At 64.1% G+C, this 18,808-nt stretch carries 19 protein-coding genes; 7 read left to right on the forward strand and 12 right to left on the reverse strand.

Going from position 1 to position 18,808, the window contains the following annotated elements:
- Positions 1-36 precede the first annotated feature (36 nt).
- Positions 37-1,011, reverse strand: a complete 975-nt coding sequence (gene cysK, locus C2H86_RS04870) for a cysteine synthase A (protein ID WP_079229278.1) — start codon at positions 1,009-1,011, stop codon at positions 37-39.
- 135 nt (positions 1,012-1,146) lie between these two features.
- Between cysK and C2H86_RS04875 the strand changes: the two genes are divergently transcribed.
- From C2H86_RS04875 to C2H86_RS04885, 3 genes are all read left to right on the forward strand, one after another.
- Positions 1,147-2,220, forward strand: coding sequence for a DUF748 domain-containing protein (locus tag C2H86_RS04875; protein WP_159411654.1), 1,074 nt, complete (start codon positions 1,147-1,149; stop codon positions 2,218-2,220).
- A 110-nt stretch (positions 2,221-2,330) separates the two neighbouring features.
- Positions 2,331-3,176, forward strand: coding sequence for an AAA family ATPase (locus C2H86_RS04880; RefSeq protein WP_159411655.1), 846 nt, complete (start codon positions 2,331-2,333; stop codon positions 3,174-3,176).
- A gap of 13 nt (positions 3,177-3,189) precedes the next feature.
- On the forward strand, positions 3,190-4,368 hold the full coding sequence (locus C2H86_RS04885; protein WP_159411656.1) for a vWA domain-containing protein: 1,179 nt from the start codon (positions 3,190-3,192) through the stop codon (positions 4,366-4,368).
- Positions 4,369-4,483: 115 nt separating this feature from the next.
- On the opposite strand, the gene C2H86_RS04890 is transcribed toward C2H86_RS04885, so the two are convergent.
- The 4 genes from C2H86_RS04890 to C2H86_RS04905 are packed head-to-tail and all read right to left on the reverse strand — an operon-like array spanning position 4,484 to position 8,156.
- Positions 4,484-5,401, reverse strand: a complete 918-nt coding sequence (locus tag C2H86_RS04890) for a biotin-dependent carboxyltransferase family protein (RefSeq protein WP_159411657.1) — start codon at positions 5,399-5,401, stop codon at positions 4,484-4,486.
- The gene (gene pxpB / locus C2H86_RS04895; protein WP_159411658.1) at positions 5,398-6,084 is read right to left on the reverse strand and encodes a 5-oxoprolinase subunit PxpB; all 687 of its coding nucleotides are present in this window, start codon (positions 6,082-6,084) and stop codon (positions 5,398-5,400) included. The genes C2H86_RS04890 and pxpB overlap by 4 nt, the downstream gene beginning before the upstream one ends.
- Complete coding sequence (locus C2H86_RS04900; protein WP_159411659.1) at positions 6,081-6,860, reverse strand: 5-oxoprolinase subunit PxpA; 780 nt, start codon at positions 6,858-6,860, stop codon at positions 6,081-6,083. The genes pxpB and C2H86_RS04900 overlap by 4 nt, the downstream gene beginning before the upstream one ends.
- A 9-nt stretch (positions 6,861-6,869) precedes the next feature.
- The gene (locus C2H86_RS04905) at positions 6,870-8,156 is read right to left on the reverse strand and encodes an MFS transporter (protein ID WP_110637065.1); all 1,287 of its coding nucleotides are present in this window, start codon (positions 8,154-8,156) and stop codon (positions 6,870-6,872) included.
- Positions 8,157-8,285: 129 nt separating this feature from the next.
- Here C2H86_RS04905 and C2H86_RS04910 point away from each other — a divergent pair, with 129 nt between their 5' ends.
- Positions 8,286-9,197: a LysR family transcriptional regulator gene (locus tag C2H86_RS04910; protein WP_159411660.1), complete on the forward strand. Its 912-nt coding sequence runs from the start codon at positions 8,286-8,288 to the stop codon at positions 9,195-9,197.
- Between the two features lie 136 nt (positions 9,198-9,333).
- On the opposite strand, the gene C2H86_RS04915 is transcribed toward C2H86_RS04910, so the two are convergent.
- Genes C2H86_RS04915 through C2H86_RS04925 form a run of 3 tightly spaced genes read right to left on the reverse strand, consistent with a single transcriptional unit; the run spans position 9,334 to position 11,153 of the window.
- Positions 9,334-9,855, reverse strand: coding sequence for a DUF2937 family protein (locus tag C2H86_RS04915; RefSeq protein ID WP_159411661.1), 522 nt, complete (start codon positions 9,853-9,855; stop codon positions 9,334-9,336).
- A gap of 9 nt (positions 9,856-9,864) precedes the next feature.
- Complete coding sequence (locus C2H86_RS04920) at positions 9,865-10,638, reverse strand: class II glutamine amidotransferase (protein ID WP_159411662.1); 774 nt, start codon at positions 10,636-10,638, stop codon at positions 9,865-9,867.
- 14 nt (positions 10,639-10,652) lie between these two features.
- Positions 10,653-11,153 carry an MFS transporter gene (locus tag C2H86_RS04925; protein WP_159411663.1) on the reverse strand — a complete coding sequence of 167 codons (501 nt, stop codon included), beginning with the start codon at positions 11,151-11,153 and terminating at the stop codon, positions 10,653-10,655.
- A gap of 91 nt (positions 11,154-11,244) precedes the next feature.
- Between C2H86_RS04925 and C2H86_RS04930 the strand changes: the two genes are divergently transcribed.
- On the forward strand, positions 11,245-13,287 hold the full coding sequence (locus C2H86_RS04930; protein WP_159411664.1) for a S9 family peptidase: 2,043 nt from the start codon (positions 11,245-11,247) through the stop codon (positions 13,285-13,287).
- Positions 13,288-13,581: 294 nt separating this feature from the next.
- Here C2H86_RS04930 and C2H86_RS04935 read toward each other — a convergent pair whose 3' ends face one another.
- On the reverse strand, positions 13,582-13,860 hold the full coding sequence (locus tag C2H86_RS04935; protein WP_159411665.1) for a hypothetical protein: 279 nt from the start codon (positions 13,858-13,860) through the stop codon (positions 13,582-13,584).
- 132 nt (positions 13,861-13,992) lie between these two features.
- Here C2H86_RS04935 and C2H86_RS04940 point away from each other — a divergent pair, with 132 nt between their 5' ends.
- Both C2H86_RS04940 and C2H86_RS04945 read left to right on the forward strand, forming a co-directional pair.
- Entirely contained in the window at positions 13,993-14,364 is a 372-nt protein-coding gene (locus C2H86_RS04940; RefSeq protein WP_023381762.1) for a YajD family HNH nuclease, read from the forward strand.
- Positions 14,365-14,449: 85 nt separating this feature from the next.
- Positions 14,450-14,920 (forward strand): RNA methyltransferase, encoded by a 471-nt coding sequence (locus C2H86_RS04945; protein ID WP_079229290.1) that lies wholly within the window; start codon positions 14,450-14,452, stop codon positions 14,918-14,920.
- Positions 14,921-14,998: 78 nt separating this feature from the next.
- Here the strand turns inward: C2H86_RS04945 and C2H86_RS04950 are convergent, their stop codons facing one another.
- The 3 genes from C2H86_RS04950 to C2H86_RS04960 all read right to left on the reverse strand — a co-directional run bounded on the left by C2H86_RS04950 (position 14,999) and on the right by C2H86_RS04960 (position 18,800).
- Complete coding sequence (locus tag C2H86_RS04950; protein WP_110637084.1) at positions 14,999-16,489, reverse strand: aldehyde dehydrogenase; 1,491 nt, start codon at positions 16,487-16,489, stop codon at positions 14,999-15,001.
- Between the two features lie 13 nt (positions 16,490-16,502).
- Positions 16,503-17,396 carry a dihydrodipicolinate synthase family protein gene (locus C2H86_RS04955; protein ID WP_159411666.1) on the reverse strand — a complete coding sequence of 298 codons (894 nt, stop codon included), beginning with the start codon at positions 17,394-17,396 and terminating at the stop codon, positions 16,503-16,505.
- 75 nt (positions 17,397-17,471) lie between these two features.
- Positions 17,472-18,800: an MFS transporter gene (locus C2H86_RS04960; RefSeq protein ID WP_159411667.1), complete on the reverse strand. Its 1,329-nt coding sequence runs from the start codon at positions 18,798-18,800 to the stop codon at positions 17,472-17,474.
- Between the last annotated feature and the right edge of the window lie 8 nt (positions 18,801-18,808).

Here is an 18,808-nt window from a genome sequence, read left to right on the forward strand (position 1 = left end):
CCGCCGAATGTTGCGCCGGATCAGCGGCCGGGCGGATTACTGCTGGTTTTCCTGCTCGCTGAACAGGTCGCTGAACAGCATGCTGGACAGATAACGCTCGCCCGAGTCGGGCAGGATTACGACGATGGTCTTACCTTGCATTTCCGGCTTCTCGGCCAGGCGCACGGCTGCGGCCATGGCTGCACCACAGGAAATACCGCAGAGGATGCCTTCTTCCTGCATCAGGCGAATGGCCATGGCCTTGGACTCTTCGTCGGTCACGGTCTCGACCTGGTCGACAATCGACAGGTCGAGGTTTTTCGGCACGAAACCGGCGCCAATGCCCTGGATCTTGTGCGGGCTGGGCTTGAGTTCTTCACCGGCCAGGGTCTGGCTGATCAGCGGCGAAGCCACCGGCTCGACCGCCACCGACAGGATCGACTTGCCCTGGGTGTGCTTGATGTAGCGCGACACGCCGGTAATGGTGCCGCCGGTGCCAACACCGGCAACCAGCACGTCGACCGCGCCGTCGGTGTCGTTCCAGATTTCAGGCCCGGTGGTCTTCTCGTGGATCGCCGGATTGGCCGGGTTCTCGAACTGGCCCGGCAGGAAGTACTGGGCCGGGTCGGAGGCCACGATTTCGTTGGCCTTCTCGATGGCGCCCTTCATGCCCTTGGCCGGCTCGGTCAGCACCAGCTCTGCGCCCAGCGCCTTGAGCACCTTGCGGCGCTCCAGGCTCATCGAGGCCGGCATGGTCAGGATCAGCTTGTAGCCACGGGCGGCGGCAACGAACGCCAGGCCGATACCGGTGTTGCCCGAAGTCGGCTCGACGATGGTCATGCCCGGCTTGAGTTTGCCGCTGCTCTCGGCGTCCCAGACCATGTTCGCGCCGATCCGGCACTTGACCGAGTAGCCCGGGTTGCGCCCTTCGATCTTGGCCAGAATGGTCACCCCACGCGGGGCGATGCGGTTGATCTGCACCAGCGGCGTGTTGCCGATGGAGTGGGCGTTGTCTGCAAAGATACGGCTCATGGCAGGGTCCTTGAACTTGAGAAACAGCAGGGAAAGACTTAAAGGGTAAGCCCGCCCCGGTGGCCAGTAAAGCCTGTTCGAACTCCCGGGCTTTGCCTGCGGTCAACCGTGCAACCCGCTGCGGAGAGCCTTGCGATGAAAGCTCGCTATCGCTGGCCGATGATTGGCCTGGCCAGCCTGATCGTGCTGCTGGTGGCACTGCAGGTGGCCCTGCCCTACCTGGTGCGCGACTACCTGAACGACAAGCTTGCCCACATGGGCGAGTACCGCGGCCAGGTGGCCGACGTTGACCTGGCCTGGTGGCGAGGTGCCTACCAGATCAACGGGCTGAAGATCGTCAAGACCACCGGCAAGGTACCGGTGCCGTTGCTGGATGCGCCGCTGATCGACCTGTCGGTGAGCTGGCATTCGCTGATCTACGACAAGGCCGTGGTGGCCAAGGTGACTTTCCAGCGTCCCGAGCTCAACTTCGTCGACGGCGGCAGCAAGCAGGCCTCGCAGACCGGCCGGGGGACCGACTGGCGCCAGCAACTGGAAAAACTGCTGCCGATCACCCTCAACGAAGTGCAGATCGAAAAAGGCACGCTGACCTTTCGCAACTTCAACTCCAAGCCACCAGTGGACCTCAAGGCCACGCAGCTGGATGCCAGCATCCGCAATCTGACTAACGTACGCGATGAAAAGGGCCGACGCGATGCCAGTTTCGAAGGTGTCGCGCTGATCGCAGGCGATGCCAAGGTGGAAAGCCGGGCGACTTTCGACCCGTTCAGTGATTTCGACGATTTCGAGTTTCGCTTGCGCGCCACAGGCATCGAACTGCGCAAGCTCAATGACTTCGCCAGCGCATACGGCAAGTTCGACTTCAATGCGGGGCATGGCGATGTGGTGATCGAGGCTCAGGCCGAAGATGGCCGGCTGCATGGCTACATCAAGCCGTTACTGCGGGATGTGGATGTGTTCGACTGGCAGCAGGATGTAGAGGAAAAGGACAAAGGCTTCTTTCGCTCAGTTTGGGAAGCCGTAGTGGGGGCCACCGAAACGGTGTTGAAGAACCAGCCGAAAAACCAGTTTGCCACCCGCGTCGAGCTCAGCGGCAGCGTACACAAGCAGAACATCAGTGCCTTCGAGGCGTTTTTGCAGATCCTGCGCAATGGCTTCATCCAGGCGTTCAACGCGCGCTATGAACAGCCTCCGCCCAAGTCTGACTGAATCTTTGTGACGGGCCATTCAGGGACTGAATACCCGGTCTGCGTTTCCAGCTGCCTGGGCCCGCGTTATAGTCGTTGGCAAACTATAGGCACCCCGCAGAGGACAGACTCATGAAGTTCGAAGGCACCCGCGACTACGTCGCCACAGACGACCTGAAGCTGGCGGTCAACGCGGCCATCACCCTCGAACGCCCGCTGCTGGTCAAGGGCGAGCCCGGCACCGGCAAGACCATGCTCGCCGAGCAGCTCGCGGCCTCGTTCGGCGCACGCCTGATCACCTGGCACATCAAGTCCACCACCAAGGCCCACCAGGGTCTCTACGAGTATGACGCGGTCAGCCGTCTGCGCGACTCGCAGCTGGGCGTGGACAAGGTCCACGACGTGCGCAACTACCTGAAGAAAGGCAAGCTGTGGGAGGCCTTCGAGGCCGATGAGCGGGTGATCCTGCTGATCGACGAAATCGACAAGGCCGACATCGAGTTCCCCAACGACCTGCTGCAGGAACTCGACAAGATGGAGTTCTACGTCTACGAAATCGACGAGACCATCAAGGCCAGGCAGCGCCCGATCATCATCATTACCTCCAACAACGAAAAAGAGCTGCCCGACGCCTTCCTGCGCCGCTGCTTCTTCCACTACATCGCCTTCCCTGACCGCGGCACTCTGCAGCAGATCGTCGATGTGCACTATCCGAACATCAGCCAGTCGCTGGTCAGCGAGGCGCTGGACGTGTTCTTCGACGTGCGCAAGGTACCGGGCCTGAAGAAAAAGCCATCCACCTCCGAGCTGGTCGACTGGCTCAAGCTGCTGATGGCCGACAACATCGGCGAAGCCGTGCTGCGTGAACGTGACCCGACCAAGGCCATTCCGCCGCTGGCAGGCGCCCTGGTGAAGAACGAGCAGGACGTGCAACTGCTCGAGCGCCTGGCCTTCATGAGCCGGCGCGGCAACCGCTGACAGGAGCCGGGCCATGCTGCTCAACCTGTTCAATGAAATGCGCGCGGCCAAGGTGCCGGTTTCGGTGCGCGAGCTGCTCGACCTGCACCATGCCCTGCAAAAAGGCGTGGTGTTCGCCGACATGGACGCCTTCTACTACCTCGCCCGCGCCATCCTGGTGAAGGACGAGCGCCACTTCGACAAGTTCGACCGCGCCTTCGCCGCCTATTTCAAAGGCTTGGAAAACCTCGACCGGCACATCGAGGCGCTGATCCCCGATGAATGGCTGCGCAAGGAGTTCGAACGCTCGCTCACCGACGAGGAACGCGCGCAGATCCAGTCGCTCGGCGGCCTGGACAAACTCATCGAGGAATTCAAGAAGCGCCTGGAAGAGCAGAAGGAACGCCACGCCGGTGGCAACAAGTGGATCGGCACCGGCGGCACCAGCCCGTTCGGCTCGGGCGGCTTCAACCCTGAAGGCATCCGCGTCGGCGAGGCCGGCAAGCGCCAGGGCAAGGCGGTAAAAGTCTGGGACCAGCGCGAGTACAAGAACCTCGACGACCAGGTCGAACTGGGCACGCGCAACATCAAGCTGGCCCTGCGCCGGCTGCGCAAGTTCGCCCGCGAAGGCGCCGCCGAAGAGCTCGACATCGACGGCACCATCGACCACACCGCGCGTGACGCCGGCCTGCTGAACATCCAGATGCGCCCGGAACGGCGCAACACGGTGAAGCTGCTGTTGCTGTTCGACATCGGCGGTTCGATGGACGCCCACGTCAAGGTCTGCGAAGAGTTGTTCTCGGCCTGCAAGACCGAGTTCAAGCACCTGGAGTACTACTACTTCCACAACTTTGTGTACGAGTCGGTGTGGAAGAACAACCTGCGCCGTACCTCGGAGCGCTTCTCCACCTTCGACCTGCTGCACAAGTACGGCGACGACTACAAGGTAGTGTTCGTCGGCGATGCGGCCATGGCGCCGTACGAGATCACCCAGCCGGGGGGTAGCGTCGAGCACTGGAACGAAGAGGCCGGGTATGTGTGGATGCAGCGCTTCATGGAGAAATTCAGGAAGATCATCTGGATCAATCCATATCCGAAGCAGGCCTGGGACTACACCGCGTCGACCCACCTGGTGCGGGATTTGATCGAGGACAAGATGTATCCGCTGACCTTGCAGGGGTTGGAGGAAGGGATGCGGTACCTGTCCAAGTGATTTTTCCTGTGCCGGCCCTTTCGCGGGACAAGCCCGCTCCTACAGAAACCGCGCGATGTCAGGAATTGCGCGGATTCTGTAGGAGCGGACTTGTCCCGCGAAAGGGCCGATGGCCTTACAACCAGCGCCCCAGGTAAACCTGCTGCTCCCGCCAGGCCTCGTCCTGCACCACCGCCCTGAACCGCACTACCGCCCCCGGCATGCACTGCGCCAGCTGCGCCAACGCCAACGGCGTCAACGCTCCCAGCCGCGGATAGCCGCCAATAGTCTGCCGGTCATTGAGCAGCACGATCGGTTGCCCGTCCGGCGGCACTTGAACTGCCCCCAACGGAATCCCTTCGGAAATCATCGGCGCGCCCTGGTAGACCAGCTCCGCTCCCAGCAAACGGATACCCATGCGGTCAGCCCGGCTATCCAGCGTCCAGTCACGGTTGAACGCCTCGAACAGGCTGGTCCCGCTAAAATCGCCAATCTGCGCACCCATCACCAGGTCGAGCACCGGCTTGGCCGCATAACTCGGGCGCATGGTTACCGGGACTTCGCGCAAGGCTGGCGAACCACCGGCAAAAGAGAGCACCTGCCCTTTCCGCAGGGCTGATCCTCGCCCATCGATGCCCCCCAGTTCCTCACGCACGACCGTGGCACAGCTGCCCAACACATCCTCACCGACAAACCCGCCCGGAGCTGCCAGATACGCCCGCACACCTTGCTTTGGCTGCTTCAGGGTCAAGCGCTGCCCTTTAGCCAGAATGAAGCTGCGCCACGGTAGCAGTGGCTGATCATCCACCTGCGCCTCCAGGTCAGCCCCGGCCAGCGCCAGCACGCAATCCTGCTCGGCCACCAGCGCAAAACCACCCAGCGCCACTTCGACCACCGGCGCCCCCAGCGGGTTGCTCAGCAGCCAGTTGGCCCAGTGCATCGCCACCCAATCCAGCGCCCCACCCTGGGTCACGCCCAGGTGCCGCACGCCAAAGCGCCCGGCGTCCTGCAACTGGCACAGGGCAGTACTGGCCTCGATCTTCAACTGCTTCATCCTTGCGCCTCCACATCGCCGCCCAAAGCCAGGTACTCGTCACGCGATACCGCCACAAAGCGTACCCGGTCACCCGGTTGCAGAAGGCTGTAGCCCTCGCGTTCGCGGTCGAACAGCCGTACAGGCGTGCGCCCGATCAGGTTCCAGCCACCCGGCGACACTGCGGGGTAAGCCGCAGTCTGGCGTTCGGCGATGCCGACGCTGCCGGCCGCCACGCGCTTGCGCGGGGTGCTCAGACGCGGGCTGGCCAGGCGTTCGTCCACCAGCCCCATGAAGCCGAAACCGGGGGCGAAACCAAGGGCAAACACCGGGTATTCACGCTCGCTGTGCAGGCGGATCACCTCGGCTTCGCTCAGCCCGCTGCGCGCTGCGAGCGCAGGCAGTTCCGGGCCGACGCTGGCGTGGTACCACACCGGAATATCATGGCGCCGGCCACCGCTGCCGGTGTCCGGCTGCAAGCCATCCAGCGCCTGGGTGATCAACGCCCTCGCCTCACCCGGTGGCAGATCGAACTGCACCATCAGCGTGGTGTAGGACGGCACCAGATCGACCAAGTGCTCGCCGAACGCCGCGCTCAGGCGCTGGCTGGCGGCGAGCATCCACGGCATGTTGGCTTCGTCGATACGGTCGAACAGGCGCACCATAAAGCTGTCGATGGCCACGACTTCGATACGCAGCTTCATCGCGCCTCCAGCGCATCGAGGGCCTGGCGGATCTGCCGCACGGCTGCCACCGAGCTGTCGTTGTCGCCATGCACGCAGAGGGTGCTGGCGGCAAGCTGCAACGCGCTGCCGTCATCCGCCACCAGTGTTTCGCCGCGGGCCAGGCGCAGGGCCTGTTCGACTACCAATGCCGGGTCATGGTGCACCGCGCCCGGCAGGCGCCGCGAGACCAGGTGGCCGCTGGCGGTGTAGGCGCGGTCGGCGAAGGCCTCGAACCACAGCGGCACGCCGATTTCATCGCCCAGAGCCTGGGCCGCGCGGTTGTCGGCAGTGGCCATGAGCATCAGCGGCAGGCCACTGCCATAGGCCGCCACGGTTTCCAGCACGGTGCGCAGCTTGAGCGGGTCGGCCATCATGTCGTTGTATAGCGCGCCGTGGGGCTTCACATATGCCACGCGGCCGCCGAGCACCTTGCAGATGCCGTCCAGGGCACCGATCTGGTAATGCAGCAGGTCGCGGATTTCTTCAGGGCTGCAGGCCATGGAGCGGCGGCCGAAGCCGACCAGGTCCGGGTAGGCCGGGTGCGCGCCGATGGTCACGCCGTGCTCCAGCGCCATGGCCACGGTGCGGCGCATGATGCTTGGGTCGCCGGCGTGGTAGCCGCAGGCGATGTTGGCGCAGTCGATGTAGGGCATGACCTCGGCATCCAGGCCCATGCGCCAGCTGCCGTAACTCTCGCCCATGTCGCAATTGAGTAGCAGGGGTTTCACCTGACGTGCTCCCGTGTCGATGTTCATAGGCCTACCTTAGCGCGCCTGAAGTTGTTTGCCGCGTGTTTCCGGCAAGCTCAGCGCTGCCACGATCACCACGCCATAGGACACCGCAGAGAACACGCCAATGCCCAGGCCCAAGGGGATCTTCTCGCCAAGCAGGCCGATCAGCAGCGGGAACAAGGCAGCGATGACCTTGCCGATGTTGTAACAGAAGCCCTGCCCCGAGCCACGCACCCGGGTCGGGAACAGTTCGGTCAGGAACGCGCCCATGCCGCTGAAGATGCCCGAGGCGAAGAAGCCCAGCGGGAAGCCCAGCCACAGCATCACGCCGTCACTGACCGGCATCTGCGTGTACAGCAGCACAATGATGAACGAGCCCACGGCGAACAGGATGAAGTTCTTCTTGCGCCCCAGCAGGTCGGACAGGTACGCACTGACCACATAACCGATGTAGGACCCGACAATCACCATGGCCAGGTAGCCGCCGGTGCCCAGCACGCTCAGGCCGCGCTCGTTCTTGAGGAAGGTCGGCAGCCACGAGGTGATGGCGTAGTAACCGCCCAGCGCGCCGGTGGTCAGCAGCGAGGCACGTACGGTGGTCCAGAGCATGCCGGGGGCGAAGATCTCGTAGAAATGCGACGGCGCTTCGGCGGTTTCCCCGGCCTTGGCCTGGCGATACACCTCCGGGTCCTTGACCAGGCGGCGGACGAAGATCACGAAGATCGCCGGCACCAGGCCCAGCAGGAACAGCGCGCGCCAGGCCTGCTCCGCTGGCAGCCAGGAGAACAGCAGCGCATACAGGATTGCCGTCAGGCCCCAGCCGATGGCCCAGCCCGACTGCACCATGCCCACCGCCTTGCCGCGGTCCTGGGCCCGGATCACTTCACCGATCAGCACGGCGCCAGCGGTCCACTCGCCACCGAAACCGAAACCCATCAAGGTGCGGGCGATCAGCAGCTGTTCATAGTTCTGGGCGAAACCGCAGAGGAAGGTGAAGAAAGCGAACCACAGCACCGTCAGCTGCAGGGTGCGCACGCGGCCAATGCGGTCGGAGAGGATGCCGGCGACCCAACCACCGACGGCCGAGGCGATCAGCGTGCTGGTGTGGATCAGCCCGGCTTCTGCGGTGCTGATGCCCCAGAGCATGATCAGCGTCGGGATGACGAAGCTGAGCATCTGCGTGTCCATGCCGTCCAGGCCATAGCCGATCTTGCAGCTCCAGAATGTGCGCCGTTGTTGTTGGTCGATGTCGCGGTACCAGGCGAACGGCCCGGTCGAAGGAGGGGATTGCACCTGTTGCTGCACGCCGCTTGGGTTCATGCTTGCCTCGGCTTGTTGGTATTGTTTTATGGGCGACGTGGGGCGTCGCGGCCTGGGCGTCATGTTCAGAGGCCGTGCTGCCTGAGTCCAACGAGAAAAACCGCCGGTCTGGAACAAGAAAAACTGATCATGAACCTTCGCTTCCTCGAAACCTTTGTCTGGGTCGCCCGCCTCAAGAGCTTCCGCCTTACCGCCGAGAAGCTGTTCACCACCCAGGCCTCGGTGTCCAGCCGCATTGCCGCGCTGGAGGCCGATCTTGGGGTGAAACTGCTGCTGCGCGACTCCCGGGGTGTCAGCCTGACGCCGGAAGGCAGCAAGGTGCTGGAGTACGCCGAGCGCATGCTCGACACGGCCAAGGCCATGAAGCAGTCACTGGACAGCGACCGGGCCAAGGTCGGGCGCATTCGCGTCGGGGTGATGGACACGGTGATCCACACATGGATGAGCGCGCTGGTGGCAGAACTGACCGAGCGCTACCCGCAGGTGGAGATCGAACTGGTCGCCGACACTGCACTGAACCTGCGCGAGCAGCTGCAGAAGGGTTTTCTTGACGTGATCCTGCAGACCGACCTGTTGCGCGAGCAATCGATCCGCAGCCAGGATCTGGCGCGCTACCCCATGGGCTGGGTGGTGGCGGCAGGCTCGGTGTACCACCGCGACTTCGCCTCACTGGCCGAGCTGGGGCGCGAGCGGATTGTCACCTTCTCGAAGAACTCACGGCCTCACCAGGAGGTGCTCAGCCTGCTGCAGGGTGCCGGGGCCGAAGCGCCGCGTCTGAACTGCGTGAACTCGGTGGCGGCTATCACCCGCTTGCTGCGCGATGGCTTCGGGGTTGGCGCCTTGCCACCGGCCTTGGTGGATGCGGAGTTGAGCCGGGGTGAGCTGGTGTTGCTGGAGGGTTTGCAGCCGCCGCCGAGCCTGGAGCTGGTGGTGGCCTGGCAGACCGGGGTGGCGTTGGTGGATGAGGTGGTCGGCGTGTGCCGGCAGGTGCTGGAGCGGTATGCCCGGGATGTGGGTGGGCAGCGGATTGTGTTGGTCTGACAGTTTTACTTCGCCTGCGCCGGCCTCTTCGCGGGACAAGCCCGCTCCCACAGGTAAATCGCAGCCCTCAGAACTGTAAGCGATCTGTGGGAGCGGGCTTGTCCCGCGAAGGGGCCGGCACAGGCATATGGAGCAATCAGCGCCAGCTCTCTTTCACCGCCTTGCGCCGCCCACCCAGGATCACCCAACCAATCCCCAGCAACAAGCTCTCGACCACGAAAGCCAGCACAAACCCGGCCCCGACACCCCAGCCAATCGCTTCGGGCACCAGCAGAATCTGGTAGCTGTAGCCCTTGAGCGTCTCTTCGCGCAGTTGCGGCTCCGGCTGCACCAGCACATGCCAGGTCCGACTCATCCAGGAGCCTTGCAGCGCCTGCCATTCGTCTTCCAGCAGCTGATTGCGAATCAGCAGGCTCTCGATGCTGTTGGCGTCACTGAGAAACACCGGGTCGTCACTGGTCCGGTAATGCCGCACCAGCGCCTGCAGGTCGCCGTTGAAAAAGCGCTCGGCGGTCTGCTTGAAGCCGTCCAGCGCCTGGCGCGATTCGAACAGGTGCGCCTCGGCCCGCTGGCTGTAGTCCTTGACCAGCCCAGGCACCTGGATACCGGCCAGCAGGCCGAAGGTGAACAGCAGCAAACGCAGGTAACTTCTGAACATGCAGCGTCCTTAGCTCTGGCCTTGCACAACGCACTCGCCGTGTCGCCACAGGCCCCATTGGCCGGGTTCGTAGCGCCGCCAGGTCTCGTTCTCGGTCAAGGCCTCGGTGGCGATCACCGTGACCACGTCATTGGGGGTGGTCTCGGTGTGAAAATCGACGATCAGGTCGACATCCTTCAAACGGGCGGCACCAAACGGCGCACGCCGGGTAATGTGTACCAGCTTGGTCGAGCAGAAGCAGAACAACCAATCGCCGTCGCTGAGCAGGCAGTTGAACACGCCCTTGCCGCGATACTCGGCACAGGCTTCGACCAGCACCGGCAGCAGCTGTTCCACCTCGACCGGCTCGGGGAAGGCCGCGCGGATGCGGTTGAGCAGGTCGCAGAAGGCGGCCTCGCTGTCGGTGTCGCCTACCGGGCGATAGAACGTCCCTTCGCCCTTGAAGTCGCCAAGTTGGCCGTTGTGCGCGAAGCACCAGTTGCGGCCCCACATTTCGCGGACGAACGGGTGGGTGTTGGACAGGCATACCCGGCCGACGTTGGCCTGGCGGATATGGCCGATCACCACTTCACTCTTGATCGGGTAACGCTGCACCAGGTTGGCGACTTCCGACTCACTGCTCGCGGCTGGGTCCTGGAACAGGCGCAGGCCGCGCCCTTCGTAAAAGCCGATGCCCCAGCCATCGCGGTGCGGGCCGGTACGCCCGCCGCGCTGCATCAGGCCGGTGAAGCTGAAGACGATGTCGGTGGGGACGTTGGCACTCATGCCCAGCAGTTCGCACATGGGGGTGTCTCCGCTTACAGGCGTGGCTCGACCCGGCCGCGGCCACCGCTCGGTGCGGCAGGTGGCGGGTCGTCGCGGTAACGGTCATGGCGCTCGGCGGCCATTGGCGCGCCAGCGGTGACTGCATTGTCCTCGGCGGCACGGCGCTGGGCGGCGGCTTCGGCCTGTGCGCGGCGCTCGCGGGCGCGCTTTTCAAGCGGCCAGCGGATCAGCACGAAGACGATGTACAAGGCGAAGGCGATCATGCCGTACATGGCGAAATCGGAGATCGCCCGCCAGGCGTTGTTGCCGACTTTGAACGCAAGGTCCAGGGCGGTGATGGCGATCGCCGGGGCGAAGCTGTCCTTGACCGGGTCGACGATGGTCGGGGTCAGCAGCAGCACCGCCAGGATCACCCGCAGCGGTTCACGCAGCCAGCGCCACATCCAGCCGGTGAGTTTGAATCCCACCAGCAGGCAACCCAGGGCGGCGACAGCGTAGAGGCCCCAGGCGAAGGTGTAGTCGTTCTCGATCATGGTGTTCGTGCAAGCCAGGCAAAGAGATGCCTATGATAAACACTTTTCAGGGCGCAGACAGCGTCTCCCTGTCCCGGTCAAGAGATCCCCGATGCCAACCAAGCCCCAGCCCCCCATTGCCCGCCAGGACCAGGCCGCCGATCCCTACGCCTGGCTGCAACAGCGCGACACCCCGCAAGTGCTCGATTACCTGCAGGCGGAAAACGCCTATCAGGAGGCCTGCCTGGCCGACCAGGCGCCACTGCGCGAGCAGTTGTTCGAAGAGATCAAGGGCCGCATCCTCGAAACCGACCTGTCGCTGCCCTCGCCCTGGGGCCCGTACCTCTATTACACCCGCACCACCGCGGGCGACGAGTACCCGCGCCACTACCGCTGCCCGCGCCCGGCGGACGACTCCAACACAGTCGATGAAAGCCAGGAACAACTGCTGCTCGACCCCAATGCCCTGGCCAACGGTGGCTTCCTGTCGCTGGGCGCGTTCAGTGTCAGCCCCGACCACCGCCTGCTGGCCTACAGCCTCGACACCAGCGGCGACGAAATCTACAGCCTGTACGTCAAGGACCTGACCAGCGGCAACCTGGCCGCCCTGCCCTTCGACGACTGCGACGGCAGCATGACCTGGGCCAACGACAGCCAGACGCTGTTCTTCGCCGAACTGGACGATACCCACCGCCCCTGGCGCCTGCGCCGCCACACCCTTGGCGAGGCCGATGCGACCACGGTGTTCGAAGAAGCCGACGGCCGCTTCTTCCTGCACTGTTACCGCACCAGCTCCGAGCGCCAGCTGGTGCTGCTGCTCAACAGCAAGACCACCAGCGAGGCCTGGGTGCTCGACGCCTCAACGCCCCAAGCGGCATTCACCTGCCTGGCGCCACGGGTCGAGGGCCACGAGTACTTCCCTGACCACGGCCAGCTCGACGGCCAGTGGCGCTGGTTCATCCGGACCAATCAGGACGGCATCAACTTCGCCCTCTGCCATGCCCCGGCCACCCCGGTCCCGAGCCGCGACCAGTGGCAGGTGCTGGTGCCGCACCGCGACGACATCATGCTCGAGGGCCTGAGCCTGAATGCCGAGGCGCTGACCCTAAGCCTGCGTGAAGGCGGCCTGCCGATCATCGAAGTACGCCCGCAGGGGCTGGCTCCCTACCGCGTCGAGTTACCCGATGCGGCCTATAGCCTGTACGTGCAAGACAGCCTGGAGTTTGCCAGCCGCCGTGTGCGCCTGCGCTATGAGGCGCTCAACCGCCCAGCCCAGGTGCGCCAGCTGGAGCTGGCCACGGGCGCCCAGGAAGTGCTCAAGCAGACGCCGGTGCTCGGCCAGTTCGACGCCGACGACTACGTCAGCCAGCGCCTGTGGGCCACCGCGCCGGACGGCACCCAGGTACCGATCAGCCTGGTGCGCCGCCGCCAAGACCAGGGCAAGACCGTGCCGCTCTACCTGTATGGTTATGGCGCCTACGGCGAAAGCCTCGACCCGTGGTTCTCCCATGCCCGCCTGAGCCTGCTGCAACGCGGCGTGGCCTTTGCCATCGCCCACGTGCGCGGCGGCGGCGAGCTGGGTGAAGCCTGGTACCGCGCTGGCAAGCAGGAACACAAGCACAACACCTTCAGCGACTTCATCGCCTGCGCCGAACACCTGATCGCTGAGGGTGTGACCGCGCCAGAGCGCCTGGCCATCAGCGGCGGCAGCGCTGGCGGCCTGCTGATGGGCGCGGTGCTCAACCTGCGCCCGGAACTGTTCCGCTGCGCCATCGCCGAGGTACCGTTCGTCGACGTGCTCAATACCATGCTCGACCCCGAGCTGCCGTTGACCGTCACCGAGTACGACGAATGGGGCAACCCCGAGGAGCCCGAGGTGTACGCGCGCATCAAGGCGTACGCGCCCTATGAAAATGTCAGCGCCCAGGCCTACCCGGCCATGCTGGTGGTGGCCGGCTACAACGACAGCCGCGTGCAGTACTGGGAGGCGGCCAAGTGGGTGGCTCGCCTGCGCACACGCAAGACCGACGACAACCTGCTGCTGCTCAAGACCGAGATGGGCGCCGGGCATGGCGGGATGAGCGGGCGGTATCAGGGGCTGCGCGATGTGGCGCTGGAATATGCGTTTGTGTTTGGGGAGCTGGGGGTGGTGTGAGGGTTCGAAGGGTTCGCCGTTAGGTTTTCAGCGCCTGTGAGACCGAGCGCCGCCCGCGCGGCGCATCGCGAGCTTTGCTCGCTCCTACGTTTGTTTCGGGCCAGTTACTCCTGGAGAATTTGCGCGCGAACGCTTTGGCGCATGGCGCGATATTGCGTCGTACCATCAAGGCGGTCGCGCGCATCTGGCGCAGGCGTTACTGGCCAAAAACAAACGTAGGAGCGAGCAAAGCTCGCGATGCGCCGCGCGGGCGGCGCTCGATCTCGCAGACGCCAAATAACTAAAGGCAAACCCTTAGTCATCCTGCGCAGGCGCCTTCGGTGGTTCCTGGCGCAGGCCAGGCAAGTCCTGGTCCTTCGGCGGCCCCGGTACCGGCATCGGCGGTAGCAGCGGCCCGCCCGGAGTGCTGTCGTAGGCCTTGGGCGGCGTGCTCGGGGTAATCTGCGGGTAAGGCGTGGGCGTCGGCGTGCCCGGCGCACCGGGTACCGGGGTGTTCAGCCGTGGTGGCGTGCCTGCCGCTTCGGCCAGGGGCATGGCGGCGACTAGCAGCGCGGCGAGGATCGCGTGGAACATCAGCAACCTCCTGTCGGGAACCTCTCTACAGGCTACGCCGATATTCGAGTTTTCGCCTGTCCGCCTGCCCTGCAAGCGCGCTAGACTCAATGGCATAACCGTCATCTGCCTGATCAGAACAAAGGAAACACCATGAGTTCGGCTTCCACCTCCGCCGCCACCGCCCGCCTCGATCGCATCCTCGCCGACGCCAAGCGCGACAAGGAGATGGGCTACCGCGACAAGGCCCTGAAAATGTACCCGCACGTGTGCGGCCGCTGCGCCCGCGAGTTCTCTGGCAAGCGCCTGAGCGAGCTGACCGTGCACCACCGTGACCACAACCACGACAACAACCCGCAGGACGGCTCCAACTGGGAGCTGCTGTGCCTGTACTGCCACGACAACGAGCACTCGCGCTACACCGATCAACAGTATTTCAGCGAAGGCTCGACCAGCACCCCGAGCATCGCCAAGGCCACCCATAACCCGTTCGCCGGGCTGGCAGGCATGCTCAAGAAAGACTGATCGTCGCGACCGCTGTCTGCAAATCCCCGCCGTCGCCGGCAAGCCCGTATAATCGCGCTCTTTTTTTCGCGAAGGGCCCCGGCACGTGGCAAACAAACGGTACAGCTGCATCGGCCTGTTCAACCCCAAGTCTGCGGAGAACGTCGGTTCGGTGATGCGCGCAGCGGGTTGCTACGGCGTCAATTCGGTATTCTACACCGGCAAGCGCTATGAACGCGCGCGCGACTTCGTCACCGACACCAAGCGGGTGCACTACGACATTCCGCTGATCGGCATCGACGACCTGCAACGCATCATTCCCCTGGGTTGCACGCCAGTGGCGGTGGAGCTGGTGGACGGCGCACGGCCGCTGCCTGAATACACCCACCCGGACCGGGCGATCTATATCTTCGGGCCTGAGGATGGCTCGTTGAGCGAGGAAGTGCGGGGCTGGTGCGAAGAGACCATCTACATCCCCACCGAAGGCTGCATGAACCTGGCGGCGACGGTGAATGTGGTGCTGTATGACCGCATGGCCAAGGGGCTGAATACCCGGTCGGGCCCCAAATTCAAATAAAAAAAGCCGCCCATGCAGTAGAACTGCAAGGGCGGCCAGGTGCTGAGCTCCGTCAGAACAGCACCGGTCTTGCTCAGGTCACGAAGCGTTGATCCAGATGGTCTTCAGCTCCGTGTACTGGTCGTGGGCCCAGATGGACTTGTCGCGCCCACCAAAGCCAGACTCCTTGTAGCCACCGAACGGCGTGGTCACATCACCTTCGCCGAAGCAGTTGACCGTCACCACGCCCGCGCGGATTTCACGCGACAGGCGCAGCGCATTGCGCAGGCTGCCGGTGTAGGCCGAGGCGGCCAGGCCGTAGACGGTGTCGTTGGCCAGCTCGATCGCCTCGTCAATGGTCTCGAAGCTGGTCACGCTCAGCACCGGGCCAAAGATTTCCTCGACGAACAGCTTGTTGTCGCGGCCAACGTTGTCGACGATGGTCGGCTGCACGAACACGCCTTCCTCGGTCTCGCCACCCTGAACGATGCTGAGTTTCTGCTCGGCAGCGTATTCCAGGTACGACTTCACCTTTTCGAAGTGCGACTTGCTGACCATCGCGCCCAGGCGGTTGTCCGGGTCGAGCGGGTCGCCCAGTTTCCAGTCCTTCAGGTGCTTGGCGATCAGGCCCAGCAGCTCGTCCTTGACGTCCTTGTGGACGATCAGGCGCGAGGACGCCGAGCAGTTCTCACCCATGTTCCAGAAGGCACCGGCGGTGACGAACTGGGCCACTTCGTCGAGGTCTTCGCAGTCGTTCATGACCACGGCCGGGTTCTTGCCACCCAGCTCCAGGACGATGCGCTTGAGGTTGGACTCGGCAGCGTACTTCAGGAACAGGCGGCCAGTGTCGGTGGAACCGGTAAAGCTGACCATCGGGATGTCCATGTGGCGGCCAATGGCTTCGCCCACTTCACGGCCACCGCCAGGCACCAGGTTGAACACGCCTGCAGGAATGCCCGCCTCATGGGCCAGTTCGGCCACGCGCAGGGCGCTGAGGGTGGTTTCCTTGGCCGGCTTGACCACGATCGAGCAACCAGCGGCCAGCGACGGGGCGATCTTCCAGGCCAGCATCAGCAGCGGGAAGTTCCACGGCAGTACCAGGCCGACCACGCCAATGGCCTCACGCACCACCATGGTCACGGCGGCATTGCCGGTCGGGGCCGTGGCGTCGTAGATCTTGTCGATCAGCTCGGCGTGCCAGCGGATGGTGTGGATGGTTTCCGGCACGTCCACGGTCTGGCACTCGCTGACCGGCTTGCCGCTGTCCAGCGCTTCCAGCACCGCCAGTTCGTGGGCGTTGTCTTCCAGCAGCTGGGCGAACTTCTGCAGCACGTGCTTGCGGTCGTTCGGCTGCATCTTCGACCAGGTGCCCTCTTCGAACACGCGCTTGGCCGCAGCCACCGCAACGTTGACGTCGTTGACGTCGCAGGCGGCGACCTCAGCCAGCTGCTTGCCGGTGGCCGGGTTGGTGGTGACGAAAGTGCGGCCTGAGATGGCATCGCGGAATTCACCGTCGATGAACGCCTTGGTGCGCAGCTGCAGGTCGGCGGCGATGGCCGCGTATTGTTCCTTGCTCAGCAATTCAGCCATTTTTCCAGCCTCCTTATTTGATCTGGGCGATGGTGGCCTTCAGTTCGCTGACCACGCGCTTGAGTTCGGCCTTCTCGGCGTCATCCAGGTCGTACAGTGGCTTGCGCACGCCGCCAGTCTTCAGGCCGTTCAGGGCAACGCCGTTCTTGATCGCCTGGACAAACTTGCCACCTTCAAGGAAGTCCATCAGCGGCATCATGGCGGCCATGATCTTGCGGCCCTTGTCGAAGTCCTTCTCGATCACGCAAGCCTCGTACAGGGCCACGTGCTCGCGCGGGATGAAGTTGGAGCCGGCGCAGACCCAGCTCTTGGCGCCCCAGGCAAAGAATTCCAGGGCCTGGTCGTCCCAGCCGCACGACAGCTGGATGCTCGGGCGCTTGATGGCCAGGCGGTGCAGCTGGGCCATGTCACCGGAGCTTTCCTTGATGGCGACGATGTTTTTCACGTCGGCCACGGCGTCGAAGAACTCTTCACCCATGCTCACGCTCATGCGGCCCGGGTAGTTGTAGAGCATGATCGGCAGGCCGGCAGCAGCGTCCACGGCTTTGACGTGCAGGGCGATTTCCTGCTGGGTCGGCAGTGCGTACGGCGGGGTGCCGACCAGCAGCGCGTCGGCCTTGATTTCCTTGGCGTGCTGGGCGAAGGCCACGGCGTCTTCGGTGCGGATGCCACCGGTGCCGACGATCAGTGGCAGGCGGCCGTTGAGCACGTCCTTGGCCTGGGCGGCCAGCTCGATGCGCTCCTGGGTGGTGTGGGCGTAGTACTCGCCGGTGGAGCCGCCGATGATGACGCCGTGGATCTTCGACTCGACCAGGTATTCGAGCACTTCGGCGAACGCCGCCTTGTCGATCGAGCCGTCCGCAGCCAGCGGAGTGATTGCCGGGGTGTAGATGCCTTCGAATTTCACGGTAGGTTCTCCAGTGCGTTGATCAGTGTTGTAAAGGCCACGACGGATCGACGCCGTGGCGGGTTGTCAGTCAATTCAGCCCAACGAAGCGGCCTGTTGCAGGTTCAGCGAACGGGTTTCCGGGGCCAGGGCGACCGAGAAGGCAAGGCCGACGAACGTCACGGCGGCAGCGGCATACATGGTTGCTCCGATGCCATAGCTATCCAGGGCGATCGGGACCAGCCAGGTGCCGACTGCGGCACCGATCCGCGACATCGAGGTGCCTACGCCCACGGCGCCAGCGCGAATTTCGGTGGGGAACAGTTCGTTCGGGTAGACCAGCTGCAGCACCTGGGCACCGCCAATGAACAAGGCGTAGGCGCCGAACAGCACGAGGATGAGCATCTCGTTGCCGTTGCTGAAGGCGCCCAGGCCGAGCAGTGCCAGCCCCGACCAGAAGAAGCTGTGCAGCAGCGTGGTGCGTCGGCCAATGGTGTTCAGCAGACGAGTGCCGATGATGCAACCGACCACGAACAGGCAGGTGATGGCCACCGAGCCGATCGCCGCCCAGTCCCCTTTCAGGTTCAGCGCTCCCAGTACTTTTGGAGCGAAAGCGTAGACGGCGAACACCGGGATAACCGAGCAGGTCCAGAACATGGTGACGAACAGCATGCGTTTGCCGTAGCCGGAGTGCAGCAGGCTGAGGAACGACAGCTTGCGGGTCTTGGGTTCCTCGGGCAGGTTCTTCAGGCTGAAACCGTTGCCGTAGACCTGCTTGATCACCTGCTCGGCCTCGGCCGAACGGCCCTTGCTGATCAGCCAGCGTGGCGATTCCGGGGTGCCCAGGCGGATGGCGAACAGCAGTGCGCCAATCACTGCGGCACTGGCCAGCACCAGGCGCCAGGCGTCGTCGCCACCGTGGCGCAGGATCGCTTCACCGGCCATGTAGGCCGTTGCGGCACCGGCGAACCACAACACGGTCAGGGTGGCCAGGCGTGGGCCGCGGTTCTTCTTGGGCAGGAACTCCACCAGCAGCGAAGTCGCCACCGGGTATTCGATGCCCACCGCGATGCCGATGACGAAGCGCAACAGGAACAAGGCCAGCGCCGACTCCACCCAGAACTGCGCGACCGAAGCCAGCATGAACAGGACCGGGCCGACGAAGAACACCCGTTTGCGGCCCAGGCGGTCGGTCAGCCAGCCGCCAAAGAAGCCACCGAAGAAGATGCCGATCAACGCCGAGGCGGCGATCATGCCCTGCCAGAAACTGGTCAGGTTGAGGCCGGCGGACATCTGCACCATGGCCACGCCAATGATGCTCAGCACATAGCCATCGACGAACGAACCGCCACCGGAACGCAAGGTCAGCAACTGGTGGAAGTTGTTGATCGGTACTTCTTCAATCGAAAGATTCGGACTTGTCATTGTTAGTT

The organism is Pseudomonas putida (assembly GCF_009883635.2).
GTDB lineage: Bacteria > Pseudomonadota > Gammaproteobacteria > Pseudomonadales > Pseudomonadaceae > Aquipseudomonas > Aquipseudomonas putida_W.

Coding starts and splice junctions, on each gene's coding strand:
- C2H86_RS04940 (WP_023381762.1), top strand. CDS start 13,993: ATGAGTTCGGCTTCCACCTCCGCCGCCACCGCCCGCCTCGATCGCATC.
- C2H86_RS04930 (WP_159411664.1), top strand. CDS start 11,245: ATGCCAACCAAGCCCCAGCCCCCCATTGCCCGCCAGGACCAGGCCGCC.
- pxpB (WP_159411658.1), bottom strand. CDS start 6,084: ATGAAGCTGCGTATCGAAGTCGTGGCCATCGACAGCTTTATGGTGCGC.
- C2H86_RS04920 (WP_159411662.1), bottom strand. CDS start 10,638: ATGTGCGAACTGCTGGGCATGAGTGCCAACGTCCCCACCGACATCGTC.
- C2H86_RS04875 (WP_159411654.1), top strand. CDS start 1,147: ATGAAAGCTCGCTATCGCTGGCCGATGATTGGCCTGGCCAGCCTGATC.
- C2H86_RS04925 (WP_159411663.1), bottom strand. CDS start 11,153: ATGATCGAGAACGACTACACCTTCGCCTGGGGCCTCTACGCTGTCGCC.
- C2H86_RS04910 (WP_159411660.1), top strand. CDS start 8,286: ATGAACCTTCGCTTCCTCGAAACCTTTGTCTGGGTCGCCCGCCTCAAG.
- C2H86_RS04880 (WP_159411655.1), top strand. CDS start 2,331: ATGAAGTTCGAAGGCACCCGCGACTACGTCGCCACAGACGACCTGAAG.
- C2H86_RS04960 (WP_159411667.1), bottom strand. CDS start 18,800: ATGACAAGTCCGAATCTTTCGATTGAAGAAGTACCGATCAACAACTTC.
- C2H86_RS04905 (WP_110637065.1), bottom strand. CDS start 8,156: ATGAACCCAAGCGGCGTGCAGCAACAGGTGCAATCCCCTCCTTCGACC.
- cysK (WP_079229278.1), bottom strand. CDS start 1,011: ATGAGCCGTATCTTTGCAGACAACGCCCACTCCATCGGCAACACGCCG.
- C2H86_RS04950 (WP_110637084.1), bottom strand. CDS start 16,489: ATGGCTGAATTGCTGAGCAAGGAACAATACGCGGCCATCGCCGCCGAC.
- C2H86_RS04935 (WP_159411665.1), bottom strand. CDS start 13,860: ATGTTCCACGCGATCCTCGCCGCGCTGCTAGTCGCCGCCATGCCCCTG.
- C2H86_RS04885 (WP_159411656.1), top strand. CDS start 3,190: ATGCTGCTCAACCTGTTCAATGAAATGCGCGCGGCCAAGGTGCCGGTT.
- C2H86_RS04915 (WP_159411661.1), bottom strand. CDS start 9,855: ATGTTCAGAAGTTACCTGCGTTTGCTGCTGTTCACCTTCGGCCTGCTG.
- C2H86_RS04900 (WP_159411659.1), bottom strand. CDS start 6,860: ATGAACATCGACACGGGAGCACGTCAGGTGAAACCCCTGCTACTCAAT.
- C2H86_RS04890 (WP_159411657.1), bottom strand. CDS start 5,401: ATGAAGCAGTTGAAGATCGAGGCCAGTACTGCCCTGTGCCAGTTGCAG.